This window comes from Vreelandella jeotgali Hwa, assembly GCF_000334215.1.
Taxonomy (GTDB): Bacteria; Pseudomonadota; Gammaproteobacteria; order Pseudomonadales; family Halomonadaceae; genus Vreelandella; species Vreelandella jeotgali.
Genome location: NZ_AMQY01000013.1, coordinates 52,704 through 73,435 on the forward strand (window position 1 = coordinate 52,704; position 20,732 = coordinate 73,435).

Consider the following 20,732-nt stretch of genomic DNA (forward strand, 5'->3'; position numbering starts at 1 on the left):
GAAGCAACGGCTCCAGGCGTATTGAAAGCGCTTTTTTCACCGCGCCAAGCCGACAAATGTTAGCGGGCAAGGCCGGGGCTGGCAAATTTGCGCGAGTCGGCTCCGGCGTATCGAGCGTCAGACGGCTGCGCCGGCAAGCGAAATCGCTGGCATTATATATGCTTTAAAAGTATTATAAATATGTTTTTTATTCTGCTTTAAAGATTTTATCAGGCGACAGCCGCGCCAGAGGGCTGCCGCCGGGAAAAAGGCCGGGCCATGAAGTTACAGCAGCTACGCTATATCCGCGAAGTCAAGCGACACAACCTGAACGTATCCGCCACGGCGCAAAGCCTTTTTACCTCGCAGCCGGGGATTTCCAAGCAGATACGCCTGTTGGAAGACGAGCTGGGTGTCGAGATCTTTGCCCGCAGCGGTAAACACCTGACGCGTGTGACGCCGGCTGGCGAGTCCATTATTGATCTGGCCGGCCAGGTGTTGCGGCTGACGGACAATATCAAGGGCGTGGCTCAGGAGCACAGCGACGAGCGTTGCGGCAGCATGGCCATTGCCACTACTCATACCCAGGCGCGCTATGCGCTGCCGCCGGTGATTACCGAGTTTACCCACCAGTACCCGGATGTAGCGCTGCACATGCAGCAGGGCACCCCCCGGCAGATTGCGCAAATGGTCAGCGAAGGGCAGGCCGATTTTGCCATTGCCACCGAGTCGCTGGAGCTGTTCACCGACCTGGTGTTGCTCCCCTGCTACCGCTGGAACCGCTGCGTGCTGGTACCCCGGGATCATCCGCTGGCGCACCGGGACGCGCCGTTGACGCTGGAGGAGCTCGCCGAACACGCCCTGGTGACCTACGTTTTCGGCTTTACCGGACGCTCTCAGCTGGACGATGCCTTCAATGCCCAGGGCCTGGTACCCAATGTGGTGCTGACCGCAGCGGACGCCGACGTGATCAAGACCTATGTTCGGCTGGGCATGGGCGTCGGCATCGTCGCCGACATGGCGGTGGATGAAACCCTCGACGATGACCTGGTGGCTCTCAAGGCCGACCACCTTTTTGCCAGCTCGACCACCCGGATCGGCATTCGTCGCGGCACCTTCATGCGCGGCTATATGTACGATTTTCTGACCCGCTTTGCGCCGCATCTGACCCGTGATCTGGTCGACGCGGCGCTGACGGCCGGGCCGCGCCATGAAAAATCGCTGTTCGATTCGATTCGGCTGCCCGAATATTAGCCCCGGCGGTTTAGCGCGAGCCGGGCTTTCAGCGACTCAGTGCGCCAGGTGAAGGCCGCACTCGCGCTTTTCCTCTCCCTTGGTCGGGTCGAAATAGTCGAAGTTGTTGGGCAGGTCGTGTTCGACCAGGTAATCGTGCATCTGCCTGGCGCTCCAGTGCAGCAGCGGCGCGATCTTCAGCAGGCCTTCATTGCCCGGGGTGACCGGCTGCATGCCCGCACGTTCGGCGGTGTCCTCGGCGCGCAGGGCGGTGAACCAGACGTCGGGGCGCATTTCGCTCAGCGCGCGCTCGAACGGTTCGAGCTTGACCTCTCGGGTAAAGGCGGCGTGGTGGGGGTCGTCAATGCCCGGCGCCTGACCGTCCAGAGCTTCGCGGTGCGCCCGGGTACGCCGAGGCACGTAGCCGGTGATGTTGAGGTCGAGCCGCCGAATCAGCTCATCGGCAAAGCGGTAGGTCGCCGGCGTATTGTAGCCGCTGTCCATCCACAGCACGGGGATATCCGGTTTGACCCGGGTGACCAGATGCAGGATGACCGCCTCAAAGGGGCGGAAGTTGGTAGTGCAAACGGGCTGGTCGCCCTGATTCAGCGCCCACTCCACCAGCGCCTGAGGCTGCTGGCCGAGATCGCGGTTGATGCTGTCCAGGTCGGGTAGCGCCATGTCCATTCCTCTTGCCGTGGCGGGTAGGCCGCAAAGGCTAGCAAAGACAGCGCCTGGCGCCCCAATATCGTTTTGTTTGGCATTTATACGCCCCTCGCCATCTTGATCGGCTCTCGCCCCGATCCTGCATATTTCCATATCCCCGTATCCCTGTATTCCCGTATTCCCATCTCGCTCCTGTCCCGTTATTGCGCTTCTGTTGATACGACGCCTGTTTTATCCGGCGATTTGTTGACAATGTTGGCCCCTGGTGTTGGCAGAGTGCCACCAAAGGGGAATGAAGCGCGCGCTTTACGCGCTTGACGGTCAAAAAGCCGGGCGCTAAAGTTCCCTTATTGCCTAATTGTTGACAATATAACGATGCCAGCTTCCCGAGACAGCGCCCAGCACACCGCCTTGCCCTCCGGCTCGCCCGCACCGGCCTCCGTTTCGCCTGGCGGTGCCGACGCCGGCACGGTGCCGGAAAAACGCACGCTTGCCGAGCGCGTGTTCGATCAGCTGCAGGACGCCATTGTGCGCGGCGAGCTGGAGCCGGGCAGCAGAATTACCGAGCCCGGGCTCGCGGCGACCTACGGTATTTCGCGCGGACCGCTGCGCGAGGCCATGCGTCGGCTGGAGGGCCACCGGCTGATCGGGCGCGTGCCCCATGTGGGCGCGCGGGTGGTCAAACTTTCCATGCCCGAGCTGCTGGAGCTGTTCGACGTGCGCGAAGCGCTGGAAAGCATGGCTGCACGGCTCGCCGCGTCGCACATGACGGCGGACGAAATTGCCGGGCTGCGCCAGGTACTGGCCGTGCACGAAAGCCAGGATGATCTGCAGCGCGGCGAGGCATACTACCAGCGGGAAGGGGATCTCGATTTTCACTACCGCATTGTGCAGGGCAGCCACAATCAGATGCTGGTCAACCTGCTGTGCGACGACCTTTATTACCTGGTGCGCGTATATCGCACCCAGTTCAGCGCCAGCGGCGCGCGCCCGCAAAAAGCCTTTGTCGAACATCACCGCATTGTCGATGCCATCGAAGCCGGCGATGCCGAGCTGGCCGAGCTGTTGATGCGTCGTCACGTCAGCGCTTCCCGGGCCAACGTAGCCGAGCGCTATGCAACAACTCTGCAGGATGCTTCGTCGACCAACCGAGGATAAGCTCATGACAGCACTGACACCCGGCGCGCGGTTCCGCGCAGCGCTCAACGCCAACCGTCCGCTACCGATTCTGGGGACCGTCAACGCCTATACCGCGCTGATGGCCGAGCGCGTGGGCCACCAGGCGATCTATTTATCCGGCGGCGGCGTGGCCAACGCCTCCTTCGGCCTGCCGGATCTGGGCATGACCACCATGAACGACGTGGTCGAGGACGCCCACCGCATCTGCGGCGCCACCGATCTGCCGCTGCTGGTGGATATCGATACCGGCTGGGGCGGGGCTTTCAACATTGCCCGCAGCGTCAGGGAAATGCAGCGCGCCGGCGTCGCTGCCGTGCACCTGGAGGACCAGGTCGCGCAGAAGCGTTGCGGCCACCGTCCCAACAAGGCGATTGTGAGCCAGGCCGAAATGGTCGACCGCATCAAGGCGGCCGCCGATGCGCGTATTGATCCGGACTTTTTCCTGATTGCACGCACCGATGCTTTCCAGAAGGACGGGCTTGACGCCGCCATCGAGCGCGCCCATGCCTGCATCGAGGCCGGTGCGGATGCGATCTTCGCCGAAGCGGTGCATACCCTGGAAGATTACCGCGCCTTCAGCGAGCGCGTGGACGCGCCGATTCTGGCCAACATTACCGAATTTGGCGCCACGCCGCTGTTTACCCAGAGCGAGCTGGGCGAGGCGGGCTGCGAGATGGTGCTGTATCCGCTGTCGGCGTTCCGCGCCATGAACGCCGCCGCGCTCAATGTCTATCAGAGCATCAGGGATAACGGCCATCAGCAGGACGTGGTGGACAGCATGCAGACCCGCGAGGAGCTTTACGACTTCCTCAACTATCACGACTTCGAGCAGAAGCTCGATACGCTGTTTGCCGGTCAGGACGACAACGCCTGAATATCCGGGCCGGCGGGGCAATACCGTTCTCGCTGCAGCGTTTTTCACTGGACAGCTTTTTACAGAATGGCGCTTTACGAAATGGTTTTCCAGGCAATGGTTTTCGATAAGCCGTTTTGACTCAGCCATTTTCAAGAAACCGTTTTGACTACATTGCAGCAAATACAACATTGCATGACAGGAGTAATATCATGGCAGAACAAAAAGTTGGCGGTGCCGGCCTGCGCGGCCAGAGCGCCGGTGAAACATCCCTTTGTACCGTGGGCAAGACCGGCTCGGGGCTGACCTATCGCGGTTTTGACATCAAGACGCTGGCCAACAACGCCACCTTCGAAGAGGTCGCTTACCTGCTGCTGAAAGGCAAGCTGCCCAACCGCGCCGAGTACGATGCCTATATCACCCGGCTGAAAAGCCTGCGGGGGCTGCCCGACGCGCTGAAAACCGTGCTCGAACAGATTCCCGCCGACGCTCACCCCATGGACGTGATGCGTACCGGCGCCTCGATGCTCGGCAACCTGGAAACCGAGCCGGACTTCGGCGCCCAGCAGGACGTGGCCGACCGCTTCGTTGCCGCGCTGCCGTCCATCATCGGCTACTGGTATCGCTTCAGCCACGACGGTGTGCGCATCGAGCCGCAGACCGACGACGACTCGACCGGCGCGCATTTCCTCCACCTGCTGCGCGGCGAAGCGCCCAACCGGCTGCACGCCGATGCCATGAACGTCTCGCTGATTCTGTATGCCGAGCACGAGTTCAACGCTTCCACCTTCACCGCGCGGGTTTGCGCTTCGACGCTTTCCGACCTGCATTCCTGCGTTACCGGTGCTATCGGCACGCTGCGCGGCCCGCTGCACGGCGGCGCCAACGAAGCGGCCATGGCCATGATCGAGGATTTCGCCTCGCCGGACGACGCCGAACGCGGCATGCTCGGGATGCTGGAGCGCAAGGAAAAGATCATGGGCTTCGGCCACGCGATCTACCGCGATTCCGACCCGCGCAACGAGATTATCAAGCAGTGGGCCGAAAAGCTCGCCGACGATGTCGACGATACCGTGCTGTACCCGGTGTCGCTGCGCTGCGAAGAGGTCATGTGGCGCGAGAAAAAGCTGTTTTGCAACGCCGATTTCTTCCATGCCAGCGCCTATCACTTCATGGATATCCCCACCAAGCTGTTCACCCCGATTTTTGTCATGTCGCGTGTTACCGGCTGGTGCGCTCACGTCTTCGAACAGCGCGCCAACAATCGCATCATTCGCCCCAGCGCCGACTATACCGGCCCGGAGCACAGCGAATGGGTGCCGATCGAGCAGCGTGACTGATGGCCCTGTGCCGGCGGCCGGCGCGATCCGGCCGCTTTTCGACCCTTTTGCGGCAGTGCCGCGCTGCCGCAAAAGCCCCCATTCGTTTTCTGCCGTGAGCCCGCCATGACTACCCCATATCGCCATACCCTGCCCGGTACCGGGCTGGCCTACTTTGATGCCCGCGAGGCCGTTGACGCCATCAAGCCGGGTGCCTACGCGACGCTGCCGTATACCTCGCGCATTCTTGCCGAACAGCTGGTGCGCCGCAGCGCACCGGAAACGCTGACCGACTCGCTGACCCAGCTGATCGAACGGCGCAGCGATCAGGACTTTCCCTGGTACCCCGCCCGGGTGGTGTGCCACGACATCCTCGGCCAGACGGCGCTGGTGGACCTGGCCGGTCTGCGCGATACCATTGCCGAACAGGGGGGCGATCCGTCGAGCGTCAATCCGGTGGTGCCGACCCAGCTGATTGTCGACCATTCGCTGGCCGTCGAGCATGCCGGGTATGAGGAAGATGCGTTCGAGCGGAACCGGGCCGTGGAAGATCGGCGCAACGACGACCGCTTTCACTTCATCGACTGGACGCGGCTGGCGTTTGAAAACGTGGACGTGATCCCGCCGGGCAACGGCATCATGCACCAGATCAATCTGGAAAAGATGTCACCGGTGGTACAGCAGCAGCACGGCGTGGCCTTTCCCGATACCTGCGTGGGCACCGATAGCCATACGCCCATGGTTGACGCGCTGGGGGTTATCTCCGTCGGGGTGGGCGGCCTGGAAGCGGAAAGTGTCATGCTCGGGCGGCCGTCGATGATGCGCCTGCCGGATATCGTCGGGGTCAAACTGACGGGGCAGCTCATGCCGGGGATTACCAGTACCGATATGGTGCTGGCCATCACCGAATTCCTGCGCAGCTCCCGAGTCGTTGGCGCCTATCTGGAGTTTTTCGGCGAAGGGGCGGAGAGCCTTACCGTGGGCGACCGCGCCACCATTTCCAATATGACGCCTGAATACGGCGCGTCTGCGGCGATGTTTTACATCGATAGCCAAACCATTGATTACCTGACCCTGACCGGCCGTGAAGAGGATCAGGTGGCGCTGGTGGAGCGTTACGCGCGGCACACCGGCCTCTGGGCCAGTGACCTGGCCAGCGCCGAATACGAGCGGGTGCTGGAATTTGACCTGTCCAGCGTGACCCGCACCCTGGCCGGGCCGTCCCGGCCGCATGCCCAGCTGCCCACGGCCGAGCTGGCCGAGCGCGGCGTGGCCGTGGGGCTGGATGAGGCCCGGGCAGAAGAGAAGGCGGGCAAAATGCCCGACGGCGCGGTGATCATCGCGGCGATTACCAGCTGCACCAATACGTCCAACCCGCGCAACATGGTGGCGGCGGGGCTGATTGCCCGCAACGCCAACCGTCTGGGGCTGATTCGCAAGCCCTGGGTCAAGTCATCGCTGGCGCCGGGTTCCAAAACCGTCAGGATGTATCTTGAAGACGCCGGGCTGATGGACGAGCTGGAAACGCTGGGCTTTGGCGTGGTGGCCTATGCCTGCACGACCTGCAACGGCATGTCCGGCGCGCTGGACCCCGACATTCAGCAGGAAATCATCGACCGCGACCTGTATTCCACGGCGGTGCTGTCGGGTAACCGCAACTTTGACGGGCGTATCCATCCGCATGCCAAGCAGGCGTTTCTGGCTTCGCCGCCGCTGGTGGTGGCCTATGCCATCGCCGGCACCATCCGTTTCGATATCGAAAAGGATGCGCTGGGCACGGATGCCGACGGCAACCCGATAACGCTCAAGGACATCTGGCCCGATGATGCCGAGATCGACGCCCTGGTCAAGACGTCGGTCAAGCCCGAGCAGTTCCGCGCGACCTACATTCCCATGTTCGACGTGGACAAGAGCGCTGAAGCGCGGATCAGCCCGCTGTACGACTGGCGTCCGCAAAGCACCTACATCCGCCGGCCGCCGTACTGGGAGGGCAGGATGTCCGCCGTGCGCGAGCTCAGGAACATGCGTCCGCTGGCGATTCTGCCGGACAACATCACTACCGATCACCTGTCGCCGTCGAACGCCATCCTGCCCGATAGCGCCGCGGGTGAATACCTGGCCCGGATGGGTCTGCCCGAAGAAGACTTCAATTCCTATGCCACCCACCGGGGGGATCACCTCACCGCCCAGCGAGCCACGCTGGCCAACCCCAAGCTGTTCAATGAAATGGCGCGGGACGAGGCCGGCGAGGTGGTTCAGGGGTCGCTGGCGCGGGTGGAGCCCGAAGGCAATGTAACGCGGATGTGGGAAGCCATTGAAACCTACATGGAGCGCCGCCAGCCGCTGATCGTCATCGCCGGGGCGGATTATGGCCAGGGCAGCTCCCGGGACTGGGCCGCCAAGGGCGTGGCGCTGGCCGGCGTCGAGGCCATCGTGGCCGAAGGCTTCGAGCGTATTCACCGCACCAACCTGATCGGTATGGGCGTTATGCCGCTGCAGTTCCAGCCGGGCACCACGCGTCATACGCTGGCGCTGGACGGCACCGAGGTGTTTGATGTCGAAGGCACGCCCGAGGCTGCCGGCGAGCTGACGCTGGTTATCCACCGCACCGGCGGGGACGCCGAGCGTGTGCCCGTACGCTGTCGTCTGGATACCGCCGACGAGTTGACCACCTACACGGCCGGCGGTGTGCTACAGCGCTTCGCCCAGGATTTCATGGCCGGTGAGGAGGCCTGACATGACCCAGCAATCCATTTCCGCCACCTACATGCGCGGCGGCACCAGCAAGGGCGTGTTTTTCAAGCTCTCGGACCTGCCGGAAGCGGCGCAGACGCCGGGCGATGCCCGCGACGCGCTGCTGCTGCGGGTCATCGGCAGCCCGGATCCGTACGGCAAACATACCGACGGCATGGGCGGGGCAACGTCAAGCACCAGCAAGACGGTAATCGTCGGGCCCTCGGCGTCGGCGGAGCACGATGTCGACTACCTTTTCGGCCAGGTCTCGATTGATCAGCCGTTCATCGACTGGAGCGGTAACTGCGGCAACCTGTCGGCTGCGGTTGGGCCCTTTGCCGTGGCCAACGGCCTGGTCGACGCCGACCGCTTGCCGCCGGGAGGCACCGGCACGGTCGAGGTGCGCGTCTGGCAGGTCAATATTCAGAAGACCCTGGTGGTCCGGGTGCCCGTTGTCGACGGCGAGGTGCAGGAAACCGGCGACTTCATGCTCGACGGCGTGACCTTCCCGGCAGCCGAGATTCCGGTAGCGTTCAGGGACCCGGTGGATGGCGAGGTGTTTCCCACCGGCAACGCGGTGGATCGCCTGGAGGTGCCGACAGTGGGGCAGCTGGATGCCACGCTGATCAACGCCGGGATTCCCACGGTCTTCATCAATGCCGACGCCATGGGCTATACCGGCACCGAGTGCCAGGATGACATCAACAACAGCGCGGCGGCGCTGGACGCTCTGGAACGGGTGCGTATTCAGGGGTCGCTGGCGATGGGGCTGGCCGACACGCCCGATGCGGCGGCGCAGCGTCAGCATACGCCCAAGGTAGCGTTCGTGGCGCCGCCGGCGGGCTATACGGCTTCCAGCGGCAAGGCCGTCAGCGCCGGTGATATTGATCTGCTGGTGCGGGCGGTCTCCATGGGCAAGCTGCACCACGCCATGATGGGCACCGCCGCCGTGGCGATTGGCGCAGCGGCGGCCATCAAGGGTACGCTGGTCAACCAGGCGGCCGGCGGCGGCGAGCGCGAGGCGGTGACTTTCGGCCACCCGTCCGGCACGCTCAAGGTGGGAGCCAGCGCGCACCTTGTCAACGAACGCTGGCACATTGAACAGGCGGTCATGAGCCGCAGCGCCAGGGTGCTGATGGAAGGCGCCGTGCGCGTACCGCGGGGCTGACGGGCGCTAGCCCGGCCCCTCCCCTCCCTACAGGCGAAAGGAGGTTGGCATGTCGACCTTGTCCGATGACAATCAGCGTCCCGAGTATGACCACGAACTTCAGCGTATAGCCGACTACGTGCTGGCGGCCCCGGAGCCGTCGGCCGAAGCCTGGGAAACCGCCCGCTATTGCCTGATGGATACCCTGGGCTGCGGGCTGTTGGCGCTGCGCTTCCCCGAGTGTACCAAGCACCTGGGGCCGGCCGTGCCCGGCACACAGGTCCCCTGCGGCGCGCGTGTGCCGGGGACGTCGTTTTGCCTGGAGCCCGCCGGGGCAGCCTTTGATATTGGCGCGGCCATTCGCTGGCTGGACTATAACGATACCTGGCTGGCGGCAGAGTGGGGGCACCCGTCCGATAACCTGGGGGCCATTCTGGCCGTGGCCGACCATCTGTCGCAGAAGCGGGCTGCTCGCGGCGAAGCGCCGTTGACCATGAAAACCGTCCTGCGGGCGATGATCATGGCACACGAAATCCAGGGCGTTCTGGCGCTGGATAACAGCTTCAACCGCGTGGGGCTGGATCACGTGGTGCTGGTGAAAATTGCCTCAACGGCGGTATCGGCGTGGCTCATGGGGGCAAACCGCGAGCAGCTGCTGTCGGCGCTGTCGCACGCCGTTGTCGACGGCCAGAGCCTGCGCACCTACCGCCACGCGCCCAACGCCGGGTCGCGAAAGAGCTGGGCAGCGGGCGACGCTACCGCCCGGGCCGTGCGTCTGGCGGACATGGCCATGCGTGGCGAGATGGGCATTCCCGGCGCGCTGAGTGCGCCGCAATGGGGGTTTTACGATGTGCTGTTCAGCCATGCCAACCGCGATCTGGCCCTCAAGCCGGAAAGCGAGCGCCATCTGAGCTTCCAGCGTGAGCTGGGCAGCTACGTCATGGAGAACGTGCTGTTCAAGATTGCCTTCCCCGCTGAGTTCCACGCCCAGACAGCTTGTGAAGCGGCCATGACGCTACACCCGGCGGTGGCCGGTCGGCTGGACGATATTCAGCGCATCGAGCTGACAACGCATGAGTCGGCCATCCGGATTATTGCCAAGACCGGGTCGCTGGCGAACCCGGCCGACCGCGATCACTGCCTCCAGTATATGGTGGCAGTGCCGCTGATGTTCGGGGCGTTGACCGCCGAGCACTATGAAGATGCTTTCCACGCGGCGCATCCCGACATCGATCGGCTGCGTGAACTGATGCAGGTTGTGGAAGAGCCGCGCTACTCCGCCGACTACCTGGACCCTGACAAGCGTTCCATCGCCAACGCCGTCCAGGTGTTTTTCACCGACGGCAGCCATACCGACCGGATCGAGGTGGAATATCCCATCGGCCATCGCCGCCGGCGCGACGAGGGTATGCCCCAGCTGGTCGAGAAGTTCAAGCGTAACCTGGCGACGCGCTTTGCGCCGCAGCAGGCAACCACGATTCTCGACTGCTGCGACGGTCTGGCCGGGCGTCGGCAAACCGGCGTGTCCGATGACATGCCGGTCTACCGTTTCATGGATCAGTGGGTGATATAAGCGGCGATTCAGCGTATGTCGAGCGGCGAAACGTGCTATGGCTTAAAATTCGATTTCGTCGCGGATCTTGCCCACCGTCACCTCGCCGATGCCGCTGATCCGCGTCAGTTCATCGGCATCCTCGAACGTGCCGTTGGCTTCGCGTTCCTCGATCAGGGCTTCGGCACGGCTGGGGCCGATCCCCGGCAGCTCTGCCAGCAATTCGGCATCGGCGGTGTTGACGTTGATGGGCGCGACCTGCTGCGCCGTGACGCCGGTCGAGAGGCCCAGACTCAGGGTGAAAAGCAGGGCGGCCGCAAGGGTTTTCAGTGTCATGGTGGACATCCTGTCTGGCTGTGGAAATCAACGCGCGTCGCGCGCTACCGTTTCAGCCTGGCGCATTGGCAGCGGTTTGCCGTGCGATAAAACCTGCCGTGGCGTGTGAGCTATCGATTGTTTTCGTGTAAGGCCACGCTTACTCTGACGAGCTTTCCCGAATCCACTGTTCCCAAAATCCCCTTTCCCGATCCTGATCCCCCGAGGAGCCGTACATGACCGCGCCATCCCCGTTGATTATTGCTCTGGACTACCCTTCGCTGGATGCTGCGCTGTGCATGGCCGACCGGCTGGATCCCGCGCGCTGTCGCTTGAAAGTCGGCAAGGAGCTGTTTACCCGTAGCGGCCCGGCGGTGCTTGAGGCGCTGCACGGGCGCGGGTTCGAGGTGTTTCTGGACATGAAATTCCACGATATTCCCGCCACCGTCGCCGGCGCCGTGCAGGCGGCCGCAGAGCAGGGCGTGTGGATGGTCAACGTCCACGCCGGCGGCGGTCGCTCGATGATGGAAGCCGCCGCCGAACGTCTGGCGGCTCATCGCCTGACGACTCACCTGATTGCGGTCACGGTGCTGACCAGCATGGAGGCCGCCGATCTCACCGAGGTCGGCGTCGGCGGGGGCGTTGAGGAGCAGGTTCAGCGGCTGGCTCGGCTGGCCCGCGACAGCGGCATGAGCGGTGTGGTGTGCTCGGCCCGGGAAGCCGAAGCGCTGGCAGAGAGCTGCGGAGAGGCCTTTCTCAAGGTGACGCCGGGGATACGCCCGGCATTTGCCGCCGCCAACGACCAGCAGCGCATCATGACGCCATCGGCTGCGGTGCAGGCCGGGAGTACGCATCTGGTGGTGGGGCGTCCGGTGACCCGCGCGGATGACCCCATGGCGGCGCTGGGCGCGATAGAAGCCGAGCTGGCCGGTCGCTGACTCGCGCTATTCGCCTTCCACGCCGATAATCGGTTTGACGCTGCCCCAGTGGCGGCAACTGGGGCATTGCCAGACGAGGGTTGCGCCGCTGAAGCCACAGTGCTCGCAGCGGTAGCGCGGGCGGTCGTCGAGCAGGGCGCGGGTGTGGTGTTTGAGCAGTCGCAGCCGCGAGTCGGGTGTTTCCCGGCCGCTCAAACGCTGGCTTTCAATGTAGAGGTCGAGCAGATAGTCCAGCCCGCCCAGGCTGGGCGAGATGCCCAAACGTTCGCCGGTCAGCGCGATGGCCGTATCGACGCCGTCGCGCTGATGCGCCAGCTCGCCCAGATTCACGATGACGCTGGTATAGTGTGCAATATCGAGCAGGGTCAGCAGGTGGCGTTCGTAGCCGGCGTCGTCGTGGTTGCACAGGTAAGCATGCTGTAACGCCGGGAGCATGGTGGGAATATAGGCGGCTTCCTGGTCGGCAATATGGCCAAGCCGGGCAATGGCCGTCGCGTAGCGGCCGTTATCCAGCGCCAGGTCGGCGAGCATCAGGCTGGCGCGTACGCATTGCGGGTCCAGCTGCAGGGCCTTTTTCAGCCGGCGCTGCGCCAGGGGGCGGCTGGCCTCGTCCCTGTCCTGCCGGGCGAGCTCGCATTGCCAGTGGGCGGCGGGACGTTTCATGTCCGTCTGCTGCGACAGCAGCGGCCAGGTAACGTCGAGGGCCGCCTGCCAGTCCTGCTCGCGTTCGAACAGGTCGACCAGCAGCCGGATGGCCGCTACGCGGTGACTTTCCTGCTGGCTTTGTTCCTCTATCTGGTACAGCAGCCGGCGGGCACGGTCGTGAACGCCCAGCGCCATGAAGTTTCGCGCCAGCTCCAGCTGTACCTGTTCGTTCTGTACCACGCTCAGAGCCGGGCGGGCCAGCAGGTTCTGGTGGATGTTGACGGCCTTGTCCGCCTCGCCGCGAGTGCGGAACAGCTTGCCCAGGGCGATGTGGGTATCCACGGTGTCGCTGTTGACGTCCAGCGCCTGAATAAAGGTGTTGATCGCCTCGTCGGGCTGTTCGTTCAGCAGATAGTTCAGCCCGATGAAGTAATCACGGGAAAGCGTTGGCGACGCCGCCGGCGGCGCCGGGTCCGGACGGCGCAGCGCCTGGCGATAGCCCAGCCCGAAGCCGATGGCAATCGCCGTCACCAGCACGCCCAGCAGCACGACATCGAGCATCTAGGCGAGTTCCTTGAACTCCCGGGTACGCAGGCGGTCGAGTTCCTTGCGCTGTTGCTTGTTGCGCCGCCGGGTGCGCGCCAGCCGCGCCTTGAGGCGTATATACACGCCGAGCATGGCGAGCATGCCGATGATCACGCCGCAGGTGAGCATGCCCAGCATCCAGACCGAGAGCGATACGGCGGGTAGCTCGACCCAGATAAGGTTCAGTGCAATGGTCTGCTGATTGTTGACGGCGAAAAGAATGCCGACCAGCAGTACCACCAGTAGAATCGCGGCGAGTAATAGCCCTTTAATCCAACGCATGTGAGTGTCCTGATTGATAGCGTATCAAGCGTGCCATTGTGTCTGACTCCCGACCCGACGTCATCCCGCAGATAGTCGCACGGCAGCGGCGGTGCCGCTCGTTGCGGTGCCAAGCGCTGCGGCCGCGGCGCAGGATGCCGCAGAGACAGAGCGGTGTCAGAGACTGGAGTGGGGCCAGAGACTAAAGCGGGGTCAGAGACTGAAGTAGAGTCCCGAATCGTTCTCAGTAGCCCTTGAGCCGGAAGTCATCCACCTGCTCGCGCAGCTCCTTGCCGGGTTTGAAGTGGGGCACGTACTTGCCGTCGAGCTCCACCGGATCGCCGGTCTTGGGGTTGCGGCCGGTGCGCGGCTCGCGATAGTGCAGCGAGAAGCTGCCAAAACCGCGTATTTCCACGCGACTGCCGCCGGACAGCGTGTCGGTCACGTCGTCGAGAATCAAGCGAACGGCGGTTTCCACTTCCTTGACGGATAGCTCCGGCTTGCGCTCGGCAATTTGTTCGATCAGCTCTGATCTGGTCATTATCTGGCTCCATGCGAACGGTCGACAGGAACGCCGGGGTAACGAAAGGCATGATAAAGCATCGCGGCGTCTGTTGCGCGGTAGCGACCGAGACGCATGACGCTCAGCCTACGTTGCCCCGGCCGCGAAAACAATTGATCGGGAAACGCCGACGGGCAGCTCCCGATGGAGAAACAAGCGATGGAAAACAGGGCCCTGGGCGATGATGCCATATCCCGACAGGATAGATCAGACGGAGCGCTGGCGCGACTCGATCACTGCGTTATACTGAAGCTTCCTTCCATTAACCCAAAGAGGCTGACGTTGAGCGACGATACCTCACTGGATGCGATCCAGCGCAAGCGGCTTTACTGGCATTCCCGCCGTGGCATGTGGGAACTGGATCTGTTGCTGATTCCGTTTCTGGAACAGCGCTACGATAGCCTGGAGGCCGACGACCAGGCCGCCTTCCGGCAGCTGATCGACGAAGAGGATCAGGATCTGTTTGCCTGGATGATGCGCCGCGAGTGGCCCGAGGATGAAGCGCGTCGTCGCATTGTCAAAATGATTGTCCATCATGCCGAAAGCATCGATAGTCGTGCCTCTCGCGCCCTCTGAGGTGCCTTTCATCAGCCACGCGCTGCTGTGCAGCGCCGGCGTGGTTATTATCGGGGCCTGCCTGGGGACGCCGGCTGCCATGGCCGGCCTGGGGGCCGGCGGTGCCTGGCTGTGGCGCGAGCGTGTCCGCCGAGTGCGTGGCACGCTGGAAGTTCATATAGCGGAAACTTCGGGGTCAAGGTCAGAGATCCAGGGGCGCTTTACGCCGACGTCCGGCGGCCTGACGGCGGGCACCGCCTTGCCCGAGCACCGGGTCGCGCTGCGCTGTGACTATCTGGGCCCCTGGCTGATGGGGCTCACCCTGGGCGGCAGGCGTCTGTGGCTGTGGCCGGATAGCGCACCGGCGGAGTCGCGTCGTCGTCTGCGCCGGCTTTTTCATCGCCCCGGGCGCTGATGCGAAACCAGCGTGCCGGTCGGCAAGTCATCGATCGACAGCCTTGACGGTAGCGGAGCCGCTGCCTGCCCGGGCCAGTCGGTGCTGAAGTGCAGCCCCCGGGATTCATGGCGTTGCGCGGCTGCCTTGACCGTCAGCTGCGCCAGGCGCAGGGCGTGCCAGAGCTGTCGGCTTTGTGGATGGCTCAGCGTGGCGTCGAGTTCCAGCAGGCCGACCAGGATATCGTCCAGAGCCTCGGCGGCCCGGTCCAGTCCCCGGCGGTTGCGCACAATCGAGACATCGCGGCTCATGGCGGTACGCATGGCATGGCGCAGGTCCGCCAGCGCTCGCGTATCGAGCGGTTGATGAGCGGCCGGTATCTCCTCGGCCGGGTCGCCAGGCTCGTCGCTGGAGGCGTGAGCCCCAGTGGCGGTCGCGTCGGCTACCGGTGCTTCGCGAATATGCCGGGCGCAGCTGCGGGCGAACACCAGACATTCCAGCAGAGAGTTGCTGGCCATGCGGTTTGCGCCGTGCAGCCCGGTACAGGCGGTCTCGCCCACGGCGTAGAGGCCGGGAACCGCCGTGGCCCCGTGCAGATCGGTCATGATGCCGCCGCAGCTGTAGTGGGCGGCAGGCACGACGGGAATCGGCCGGCGGGTCATGTCCAGGCCGCGCTCGGCGCAGTGGGCCACAATCGTGGGAAAGTGCCGGTGGATGGCTTCCGTCCCCAGGTGGCGCACATCCAGCCAGACGTGGCCGCTGGTGCCATGCTGAATTTCGGCATCAATGGCGCGCGCGACCACGTCGCGGGGCGCCAGCTCCGCGCGCGAATCAACCGCCGGCATGAAGCGCTCGCCGGCATCATTGAACAGTCGTCCGCCTTCCCCGCGTACCGCTTCGCTGATCAGAAACGCCGGGCCGTCGGGGTCGTACAGGCAGGTGGGGTGAAACTGCTGGAATTCCAGGTTGGCCAGGGTGGCGCCGAGCGCTGCAGCCATCATCATGCCCTCGCCGCTGGCGGGGGCCGGCGTTGTGGTATGCGCATAAAGCCCGCTGGCGCCGCCGGTGGCGAGTACGGTGTGGCGGGCCAGGATGCGCTGCCGGCCGCCGCTGTCATCCACGCCTACGGCGCCGTAGCAGGCGCCGTCGTCGGCCTGAAGCAGGTCAGTGACGGTCAGCCGCGTCAGCGTGCGAATCTGCGCATGATCGGCCACATGGCGGCTCAGGGTTTCGACCACGGCGCGGCCGGTGGCATCGTCGGCATGGATGATGCGCCGGGCGCTGTGGCCGCCTTCACGAGTCAGGTGGTAGGGGTAGGGCGCATCGCGCGCGGTATCCGGGGTGAAGGCAACGCCGCAGTCAAGCAGCCAGGCAATGGCGGCCGGGCTGTTGGCCACGGTAAAGTGCACGGCCGCCCTGTCGCAGAGGCCGTCGCCGGCGGTCAGCGTGTCCTGAACGTGGGCCGCCACGCTATCGCCGGGTGCCAGCACCGCGGCAATGCCGCCCTGTGCCCAGCGGCTTGCACCGCTGCGTTCGTGGCCGGCGGGGCATATCAGGGTGACGTGAAACGGCCCGGCAAGGTGTAGTGCCAGGGTTAAACCGGCAGCGCCGCCGCCAATAATCACGACATCGGTATGCAGCGTTTCCGGCAGGGCGGTTCCCGAGACGTTGGGTGTCGAACAGGATGCGCTCATGGGCCTTCCTTCAGGCAGACTGAAGCGTAAAACGCGCCGCAAATGGTGCCCGGAGCCGGACTTGAACCGGCACGCCATCAGGCAAGCGATTTTAAGTCGCTAGTGTCTACCAATTCCACCATCCGGGCGGGGAAATCAATACAGGGGGAATGATATTGAAGAGTTATGCTGAAGAGGCATATTGAAATGGAGGCTGGAGTCGGAATCGAACCGGCGTTAACGGAGTTGCAGTCCGCTGCATCACCACTCTGCCATCCAGCCTGAAGTCGTTGGAGCGGGAAAGGAGATTCGAACTCCCGACCCTCGCCTTGGCAAGGCGATGCTCTACCGCTGAGCTATTCCCGCTCGACTCGAGGGCGAATTATACGCAGCCAGTCACGGGTGTCAACTCCTGGTTGATCGGATGATCCCGTTGGCGGCTTTTTTCCGCGTATTTTCCGTTGATTACATGGAGCGGCTCAGGTGCGGCCAGGCGGCTTTCAGGTAGGCCGTCATGGACCAGAGGGTGAGTATGGCGGCACCGTAGAGCGTGGCGATGCCGAGGTGGGCAACCCAGTGGCCGGCCGGATAGGCCAGCAGCACCAGGATGGCGACCATTTGTAGCGTAGTTTTCAGCTTGCCCACCCAGGAAACCGCCACGGCGCCGCGCTTGCCCATTTCGGCCATCCATTCGCGCAGCGCTGAAATCACGATTTCACGGCCGATAATGACCAGCGCCGGCAGGGTCAGCAGCCAGGTATCAAAACGCTCGATAAGCAGGGCCAGCGCCACGGCCACCATGAGCTTATCGGCAACCGGATCAAGAAAAGCGCCGAAGGGGGTGGACTGATTCCAGCGCCGGGCCAGATAGCCGTCCAGCCAGTCGGTGCTCGCCGCGAGGCCAAAAAAACCGGCGGCGACGGGCAGGCTCCACTCAAACGGCAGATAAAACAGCACCACCAGCAGCGGTATCAGAAGGATTCTGGCGAGCGTGAGGATATTGGGTATGTTCATGGCGGAGTGCGGCCCTTGCCGGAAAACCAGAAAAACGACGGGAGTTGTGCAACCAGCGGGTATTCTATCCCTATTGGCAGGTGGCATCCACGTTCGCCGAGCCTTTATCCGTGCAGCGACTGGTAGATCGCGTCGGCCAGCGCGTCGTTGATGCCGGGAACGCGCGCCAGGTCGCCACGGTTGGCTTTTTTGACGCCTTGCAGGCCGCCGAAAAAACGCAGCAGTTCGCGGCGACGCTTGGGGCCGATGCCGGGCACCTCCTGTAGCGTTGAGGTGCGCCGTGTCTTGTCCCGGGCCGCGCGGTGGCCGGCGATGGCAAAGCGGTGGGATTCATCGCGAATATGCTGCACCAGGTGCAGCGCCGGGGAGGTCGAGTCCAGCTCCAGCGGGTGCTCGGGGGTGTCCAGAAACAGGGTTTCCAGCCCGGCCTTGCGGGTGGAGCCCTTGGCCACGCCCAGCAGCGTAATGGAGGTGATGTTGAGCGTTTCCAGCACCTCGCGTGCCATGTTGAGCTGCCCCTTGCCGCCGTCCACGATCAGGATGTCCGGGGCGATGCCGGCGTCGGCCGTGATGCGCTTCAGGCGGCGAGTCAGCGCCTGCTGCATGGCGGCATAGTCGTCGCCGGCGGCGATATCCTGGATGTTGAAGCGGCGATAATCCTTTTTGCGCGGGCCGTCGGGGTCAAAGACCACGCAGGAGGCGACCGTGGCCTCGCCGTGGCTGTGGCTGATATCGAAACATTCAAGCCGCTCGGGTTGTTGCTCGAGCCCCAGGGCTTTTTGCAGCGCGGCAAAGCGCTCGTCCATCTGCTGCCGGCTCGCCAGGGTGGCGTTGAGGTGCTGTTCGGCGTTGGTGACCGCCAGGCTTTGCCACTGGGCGCGGTGGCCGCGGACCTGATGGGCCAGGCGAATCCGTTTGCCGGCGTGCTGCGCCAGGGCGTCCTGCAGTAGCGAGCCGTCATCCAGCGCATGGGAGGTAATGACTTCGTCGGGGATGTCGTGGGGCTGGACAAAATAGTACTGGCTGACCACGTTGGCCAGCAGCGCCCCGGGGTCCAGGTCCAGATCGTTGGTCGGGGTGTGGTGGCGCGCGCCCAGCAGGCGTCCGTCGCGCACGCCGAGAATCGCCACGCTGAGCCCGCCGGGTCGCTGGGCAAGGGCAAAAATGTCGGCATCGCCGCCCTGGGTATCGACAAACTGCTGCTGTTGCAGGCTTCTCAGCTGCTGGATCTGGTCCCGCAAACGCGCCGCCTCTTCAAAGTCCAGCGCGGCGCTGGCCTGCTCCATGGCTTCCGTCAGGGCCTGGGTGACGCTTTCGCTTTTGCCCTCCAGGCACATGATGGCGTGCTCCAGGTCGCGCTGGTAGTCGGCTTCGCTGATATAGCCGACGCAGGGGGCGCTGCAGCGTTCGATCTGGTATTGCAGGCAGGGACGCGAGCGGTGAGCGAACACACTGTCTTCACAGCTGCGGATGCGGAAAATTTTCTGCATCAGCGCCAGGCTTTCGCGGACCGCGCCGCTGCCGGGGTAGGGGCCCAGGTAGCGGCCGTCGTCCTTGCGCTGGCGTACGCGTTTGTACTCCAGCGCGGGAAAGGGGTGGCGGTCGGTAACAAAAATGAACGGGTACGACTTGTCGTCCCGCAGCAGGATGTTGTACGGCGGGCGCAGCGATTTTATCAGCGTCTGCTCCAGCAGCAGAGCCTCGATATCGCTGCGGGTGACCGTGAGCTGAATGTCGGCAATGCGGCTGACCATGGCCTGGGTCTTGGCGTTCAGGGTGCCGCGAAAATAGCTCGCCAGGCGGTTGTGCAGCCGCTTCGCCTTGCCCACATAGAGGGTATTGCCCTGAGTATCCAGCATGCGATATACCCCGGGCGAGGCGCTGACGGTGCTCAAGAATTGCTTGGAATCAAAGGTCATGGCGTAAAGGGTCTGGCAGCGGCATTAAATGCCTCTAGTCTACCAGACTCCTGTTTTACGGCTGCTGTTTCATCTGGCCTTTGTTCATCCGCCTTGCGGCTTTATGGCGATTCGTGGCGGCCGTGCCTGTGGTTCATTCGGCCGGTTGCGCTATCCCCGGGGCTCTGCGGTTCAGCCGGCGATGGTTTCAAAGCCGTCTACCAGGCCGTGGTGCAGCGCCAGGTGGGTCAGCTCCACGTCGGAACTGATGCCGAGTTTGTCGAACAGCCGGTAGCGGTAGGTATTGACCGTTTTCGGGCTGAGGTGCAGATGGGTCGCAATGTCCCGAACCCGCTGGCAGTTGACCACCATCAGGGCAATTTGCAGCTCACGCTGGGAGAGGCGGTCAAACAGGTTGGTGTCGTCCGATAGCGTGTCGATGGCCAGGTGCTGGGCCATGTTATTGCCCACATAGCGCCGGCCGTGAAACACATGGCGAATGGCCGCCACCATTTCCTCGGGTGCTGTGGTCTTGGTCACAAAGCCGGCGGCGCCGGCATCGAAAACATGGCGCGCAATGCTGGGTTCAATATGGGCGGTCAGGACCAGCAGCTTGATATCGGGCATTCGGCGATGAATTCGCCTGGTGGCTTCCAGCCCGCCGATACCGGGCATACGGAGGTCCATGAGGACGACATCGGGCGACTGCTCCCGGCACAGGGCTTCGGCGCTTTCACCGTCGCGAGCTTCATCGGCAACGGTGATATCGCTCTCCTGGTTGATTAGGTAGGCGATGCTGGTTCTGACCAGGTGGTGGTCATCGACAACGAGGACGTTGATCACAGGGCGACTCCCTGGCTGCCGGAGCGGCAACCGGATGGCGTGAGTTAAGGTGCTTTGAAAAGCTTGTTTTTATGACGTTACCCCGCAGATCGGCCCGGCAGCGGAGAAACCGCGATAGCCGCGTTCGGCAGTGCCTGGCCGTTATTCGGGAGGCAACGGGAAAATAGTGCCACAAGCACGGGCCGGGACTCATCAGGCGCCGGGCATGTTTTGGCCATCACTTGACGCGGCTCAATTTCCGCTTTAGTATTCGCCTCACTGCACGACGCAGCAAGGGGCCTTAGCTCAGCTGGGAGAGCGCAACACTGGCAGTGTTGAGGTCAGCGGTTCGAGCCCGCTAGGCTCCACCAGATTCAAAAAACCGCCCGATGGTCATTCACCATCGGGC

Annotated in this window: 19 protein-coding genes and 4 tRNA genes; 11 read left to right on the top strand and 12 right to left on the bottom strand. The window is 63.7% G+C overall.

What is annotated here, in order from left to right; all coding sequences use genetic code 11:
- The first annotated feature begins 258 nt into the window (after positions 1-258).
- On the top strand, positions 259-1,233 hold the full coding sequence (cysB, locus tag C793_RS0105790; RefSeq protein ID WP_017429997.1) for an HTH-type transcriptional regulator CysB: 975 nt from the start codon (positions 259-261) through the stop codon (positions 1,231-1,233).
- A gap of 36 nt (positions 1,234-1,269) precedes the next feature.
- On the opposite strand, the gene C793_RS0105795 is transcribed toward cysB, so the two are convergent.
- Positions 1,270-1,893: a phosphoadenosine phosphosulfate reductase domain-containing protein gene (locus C793_RS0105795; protein WP_017429998.1), complete on the bottom strand. Its 624-nt coding sequence runs from the start codon at positions 1,891-1,893 to the stop codon at positions 1,270-1,272.
- Between the two features lie 360 nt (positions 1,894-2,253).
- Here C793_RS0105795 and C793_RS0105800 point away from each other — a divergent pair, with 360 nt between their 5' ends.
- The 6 genes from C793_RS0105800 (at position 2,254) to C793_RS0105825 (ending at position 10,682) form a co-directional block, all read left to right on the top strand.
- Positions 2,254-3,036, top strand: coding sequence for a GntR family transcriptional regulator (locus C793_RS0105800; RefSeq protein ID WP_083871902.1), 783 nt, complete (start codon positions 2,254-2,256; stop codon positions 3,034-3,036).
- 4 nt (positions 3,037-3,040) lie between these two features.
- Positions 3,041-3,931 (top strand): methylisocitrate lyase, encoded by an 891-nt coding sequence (gene prpB, locus C793_RS0105805; protein WP_017430000.1) that lies wholly within the window; start codon positions 3,041-3,043, stop codon positions 3,929-3,931.
- A 191-nt stretch (positions 3,932-4,122) separates the two neighbouring features.
- On the top strand, positions 4,123-5,250 hold the full coding sequence (gene prpC, locus C793_RS0105810) for a bifunctional 2-methylcitrate synthase/citrate synthase (protein ID WP_017430001.1): 1,128 nt from the start codon (positions 4,123-4,125) through the stop codon (positions 5,248-5,250).
- A 105-nt stretch (positions 5,251-5,355) separates the two neighbouring features.
- Entirely contained in the window at positions 5,356-7,965 is a 2,610-nt protein-coding gene (acnD, locus tag C793_RS0105815) for a Fe/S-dependent 2-methylisocitrate dehydratase AcnD (RefSeq protein WP_017430002.1), read from the top strand.
- A 1-nt stretch (position 7,966) separates the two neighbouring features.
- Complete coding sequence (prpF, locus tag C793_RS0105820; protein WP_017430003.1) at positions 7,967-9,130, top strand: 2-methylaconitate cis-trans isomerase PrpF; 1,164 nt, start codon at positions 7,967-7,969, stop codon at positions 9,128-9,130.
- A gap of 49 nt (positions 9,131-9,179) precedes the next feature.
- A complete protein-coding gene (locus C793_RS0105825) occupies positions 9,180-10,682 on the top strand; it encodes a bifunctional 2-methylcitrate dehydratase/aconitate hydratase (RefSeq protein ID WP_017430004.1) in 1,503 nt (500 codons plus the stop codon).
- Positions 10,683-10,724: 42 nt separating this feature from the next.
- Here C793_RS0105825 and C793_RS0105830 read toward each other — a convergent pair whose 3' ends face one another.
- On the bottom strand, positions 10,725-10,997 hold the full coding sequence (locus C793_RS0105830) for a ComEA family DNA-binding protein (RefSeq protein WP_017430005.1): 273 nt from the start codon (positions 10,995-10,997) through the stop codon (positions 10,725-10,727).
- Between the two features lie 215 nt (positions 10,998-11,212).
- Here C793_RS0105830 and pyrF point away from each other — a divergent pair, with 215 nt between their 5' ends.
- Entirely contained in the window at positions 11,213-11,914 is a 702-nt protein-coding gene (gene pyrF / locus C793_RS0105835) for an orotidine-5'-phosphate decarboxylase (protein WP_017430006.1), read from the top strand.
- Between the two features lie 6 nt (positions 11,915-11,920).
- On the opposite strand, the gene lapB is transcribed toward pyrF, so the two are convergent.
- The 3 genes from lapB to C793_RS0105850 form a co-directional block, all read right to left on the bottom strand.
- Positions 11,921-13,120: a lipopolysaccharide assembly protein LapB gene (lapB, locus tag C793_RS0105840; protein ID WP_017430007.1), complete on the bottom strand. Its 1,200-nt coding sequence runs from the start codon at positions 13,118-13,120 to the stop codon at positions 11,921-11,923.
- Complete coding sequence (locus tag C793_RS0105845) at positions 13,121-13,426, bottom strand: lipopolysaccharide assembly protein LapA domain-containing protein (protein ID WP_017430008.1); 306 nt, start codon at positions 13,424-13,426, stop codon at positions 13,121-13,123. It lies immediately after the preceding gene.
- A 223-nt stretch (positions 13,427-13,649) separates the two neighbouring features.
- Positions 13,650-13,946: an integration host factor subunit beta gene (locus C793_RS0105850; protein WP_017430009.1), complete on the bottom strand. Its 297-nt coding sequence runs from the start codon at positions 13,944-13,946 to the stop codon at positions 13,650-13,652.
- Between the two features lie 303 nt (positions 13,947-14,249).
- Between C793_RS0105850 and C793_RS0105855 the strand changes: the two genes are divergently transcribed.
- Together C793_RS0105855 and C793_RS14450 are read left to right on the top strand one after the other, a co-directional pair.
- Positions 14,250-14,543 (top strand): FAD assembly factor SdhE, encoded by a 294-nt coding sequence (locus C793_RS0105855; protein ID WP_017430010.1) that lies wholly within the window; start codon positions 14,250-14,252, stop codon positions 14,541-14,543.
- Positions 14,503-14,937, top strand: a complete 435-nt coding sequence (locus C793_RS14450) for a hypothetical protein (RefSeq protein WP_156804920.1) — start codon at positions 14,503-14,505, stop codon at positions 14,935-14,937. Before C793_RS0105855 ends, C793_RS14450 begins: the two co-directional genes overlap by 41 nt.
- On the opposite strand, the gene nadB is transcribed toward C793_RS14450, so the two are convergent.
- From nadB to C793_RS0105895, 7 genes are all read right to left on the bottom strand, one after another.
- Complete coding sequence (nadB, locus tag C793_RS0105865) at positions 14,919-16,610, bottom strand: L-aspartate oxidase (protein WP_017430012.1); 1,692 nt, start codon at positions 16,608-16,610, stop codon at positions 14,919-14,921. The two genes, C793_RS14450 and nadB, sit on opposite strands and share 19 nt — an antisense overlap.
- A gap of 43 nt (positions 16,611-16,653) precedes the next feature.
- Positions 16,654-16,738: transfer RNA gene (locus C793_RS0105870), tRNA-Leu, on the bottom strand.
- Positions 16,739-16,797: 59 nt separating this feature from the next.
- A tRNA-Cys gene (locus tag C793_RS0105875) sits at positions 16,798-16,871 on the bottom strand.
- A 9-nt stretch (positions 16,872-16,880) separates the two neighbouring features.
- Positions 16,881-16,955, bottom strand: a tRNA-Gly gene (locus tag C793_RS0105880).
- A gap of 99 nt (positions 16,956-17,054) precedes the next feature.
- Positions 17,055-17,603 (bottom strand): CDP-diacylglycerol--glycerol-3-phosphate 3-phosphatidyltransferase, encoded by a 549-nt coding sequence (gene pgsA / locus C793_RS0105885; RefSeq protein WP_017430013.1) that lies wholly within the window; start codon positions 17,601-17,603, stop codon positions 17,055-17,057.
- A gap of 104 nt (positions 17,604-17,707) precedes the next feature.
- A complete protein-coding gene (gene uvrC / locus C793_RS0105890) occupies positions 17,708-19,522 on the bottom strand; it encodes an excinuclease ABC subunit UvrC (protein ID WP_017430014.1) in 1,815 nt (604 codons plus the stop codon).
- A gap of 171 nt (positions 19,523-19,693) precedes the next feature.
- Positions 19,694-20,344 carry a response regulator gene (locus C793_RS0105895; protein WP_017430015.1) on the bottom strand — a complete coding sequence of 217 codons (651 nt, stop codon included), beginning with the start codon at positions 20,342-20,344 and terminating at the stop codon, positions 19,694-19,696.
- 274 nt (positions 20,345-20,618) lie between these two features.
- Here C793_RS0105895 and C793_RS0105900 point away from each other — a divergent pair.
- Positions 20,619-20,694 (top strand) — tRNA-Ala (locus C793_RS0105900).
- Positions 20,695-20,732: the final 38 nt, after the last annotated feature.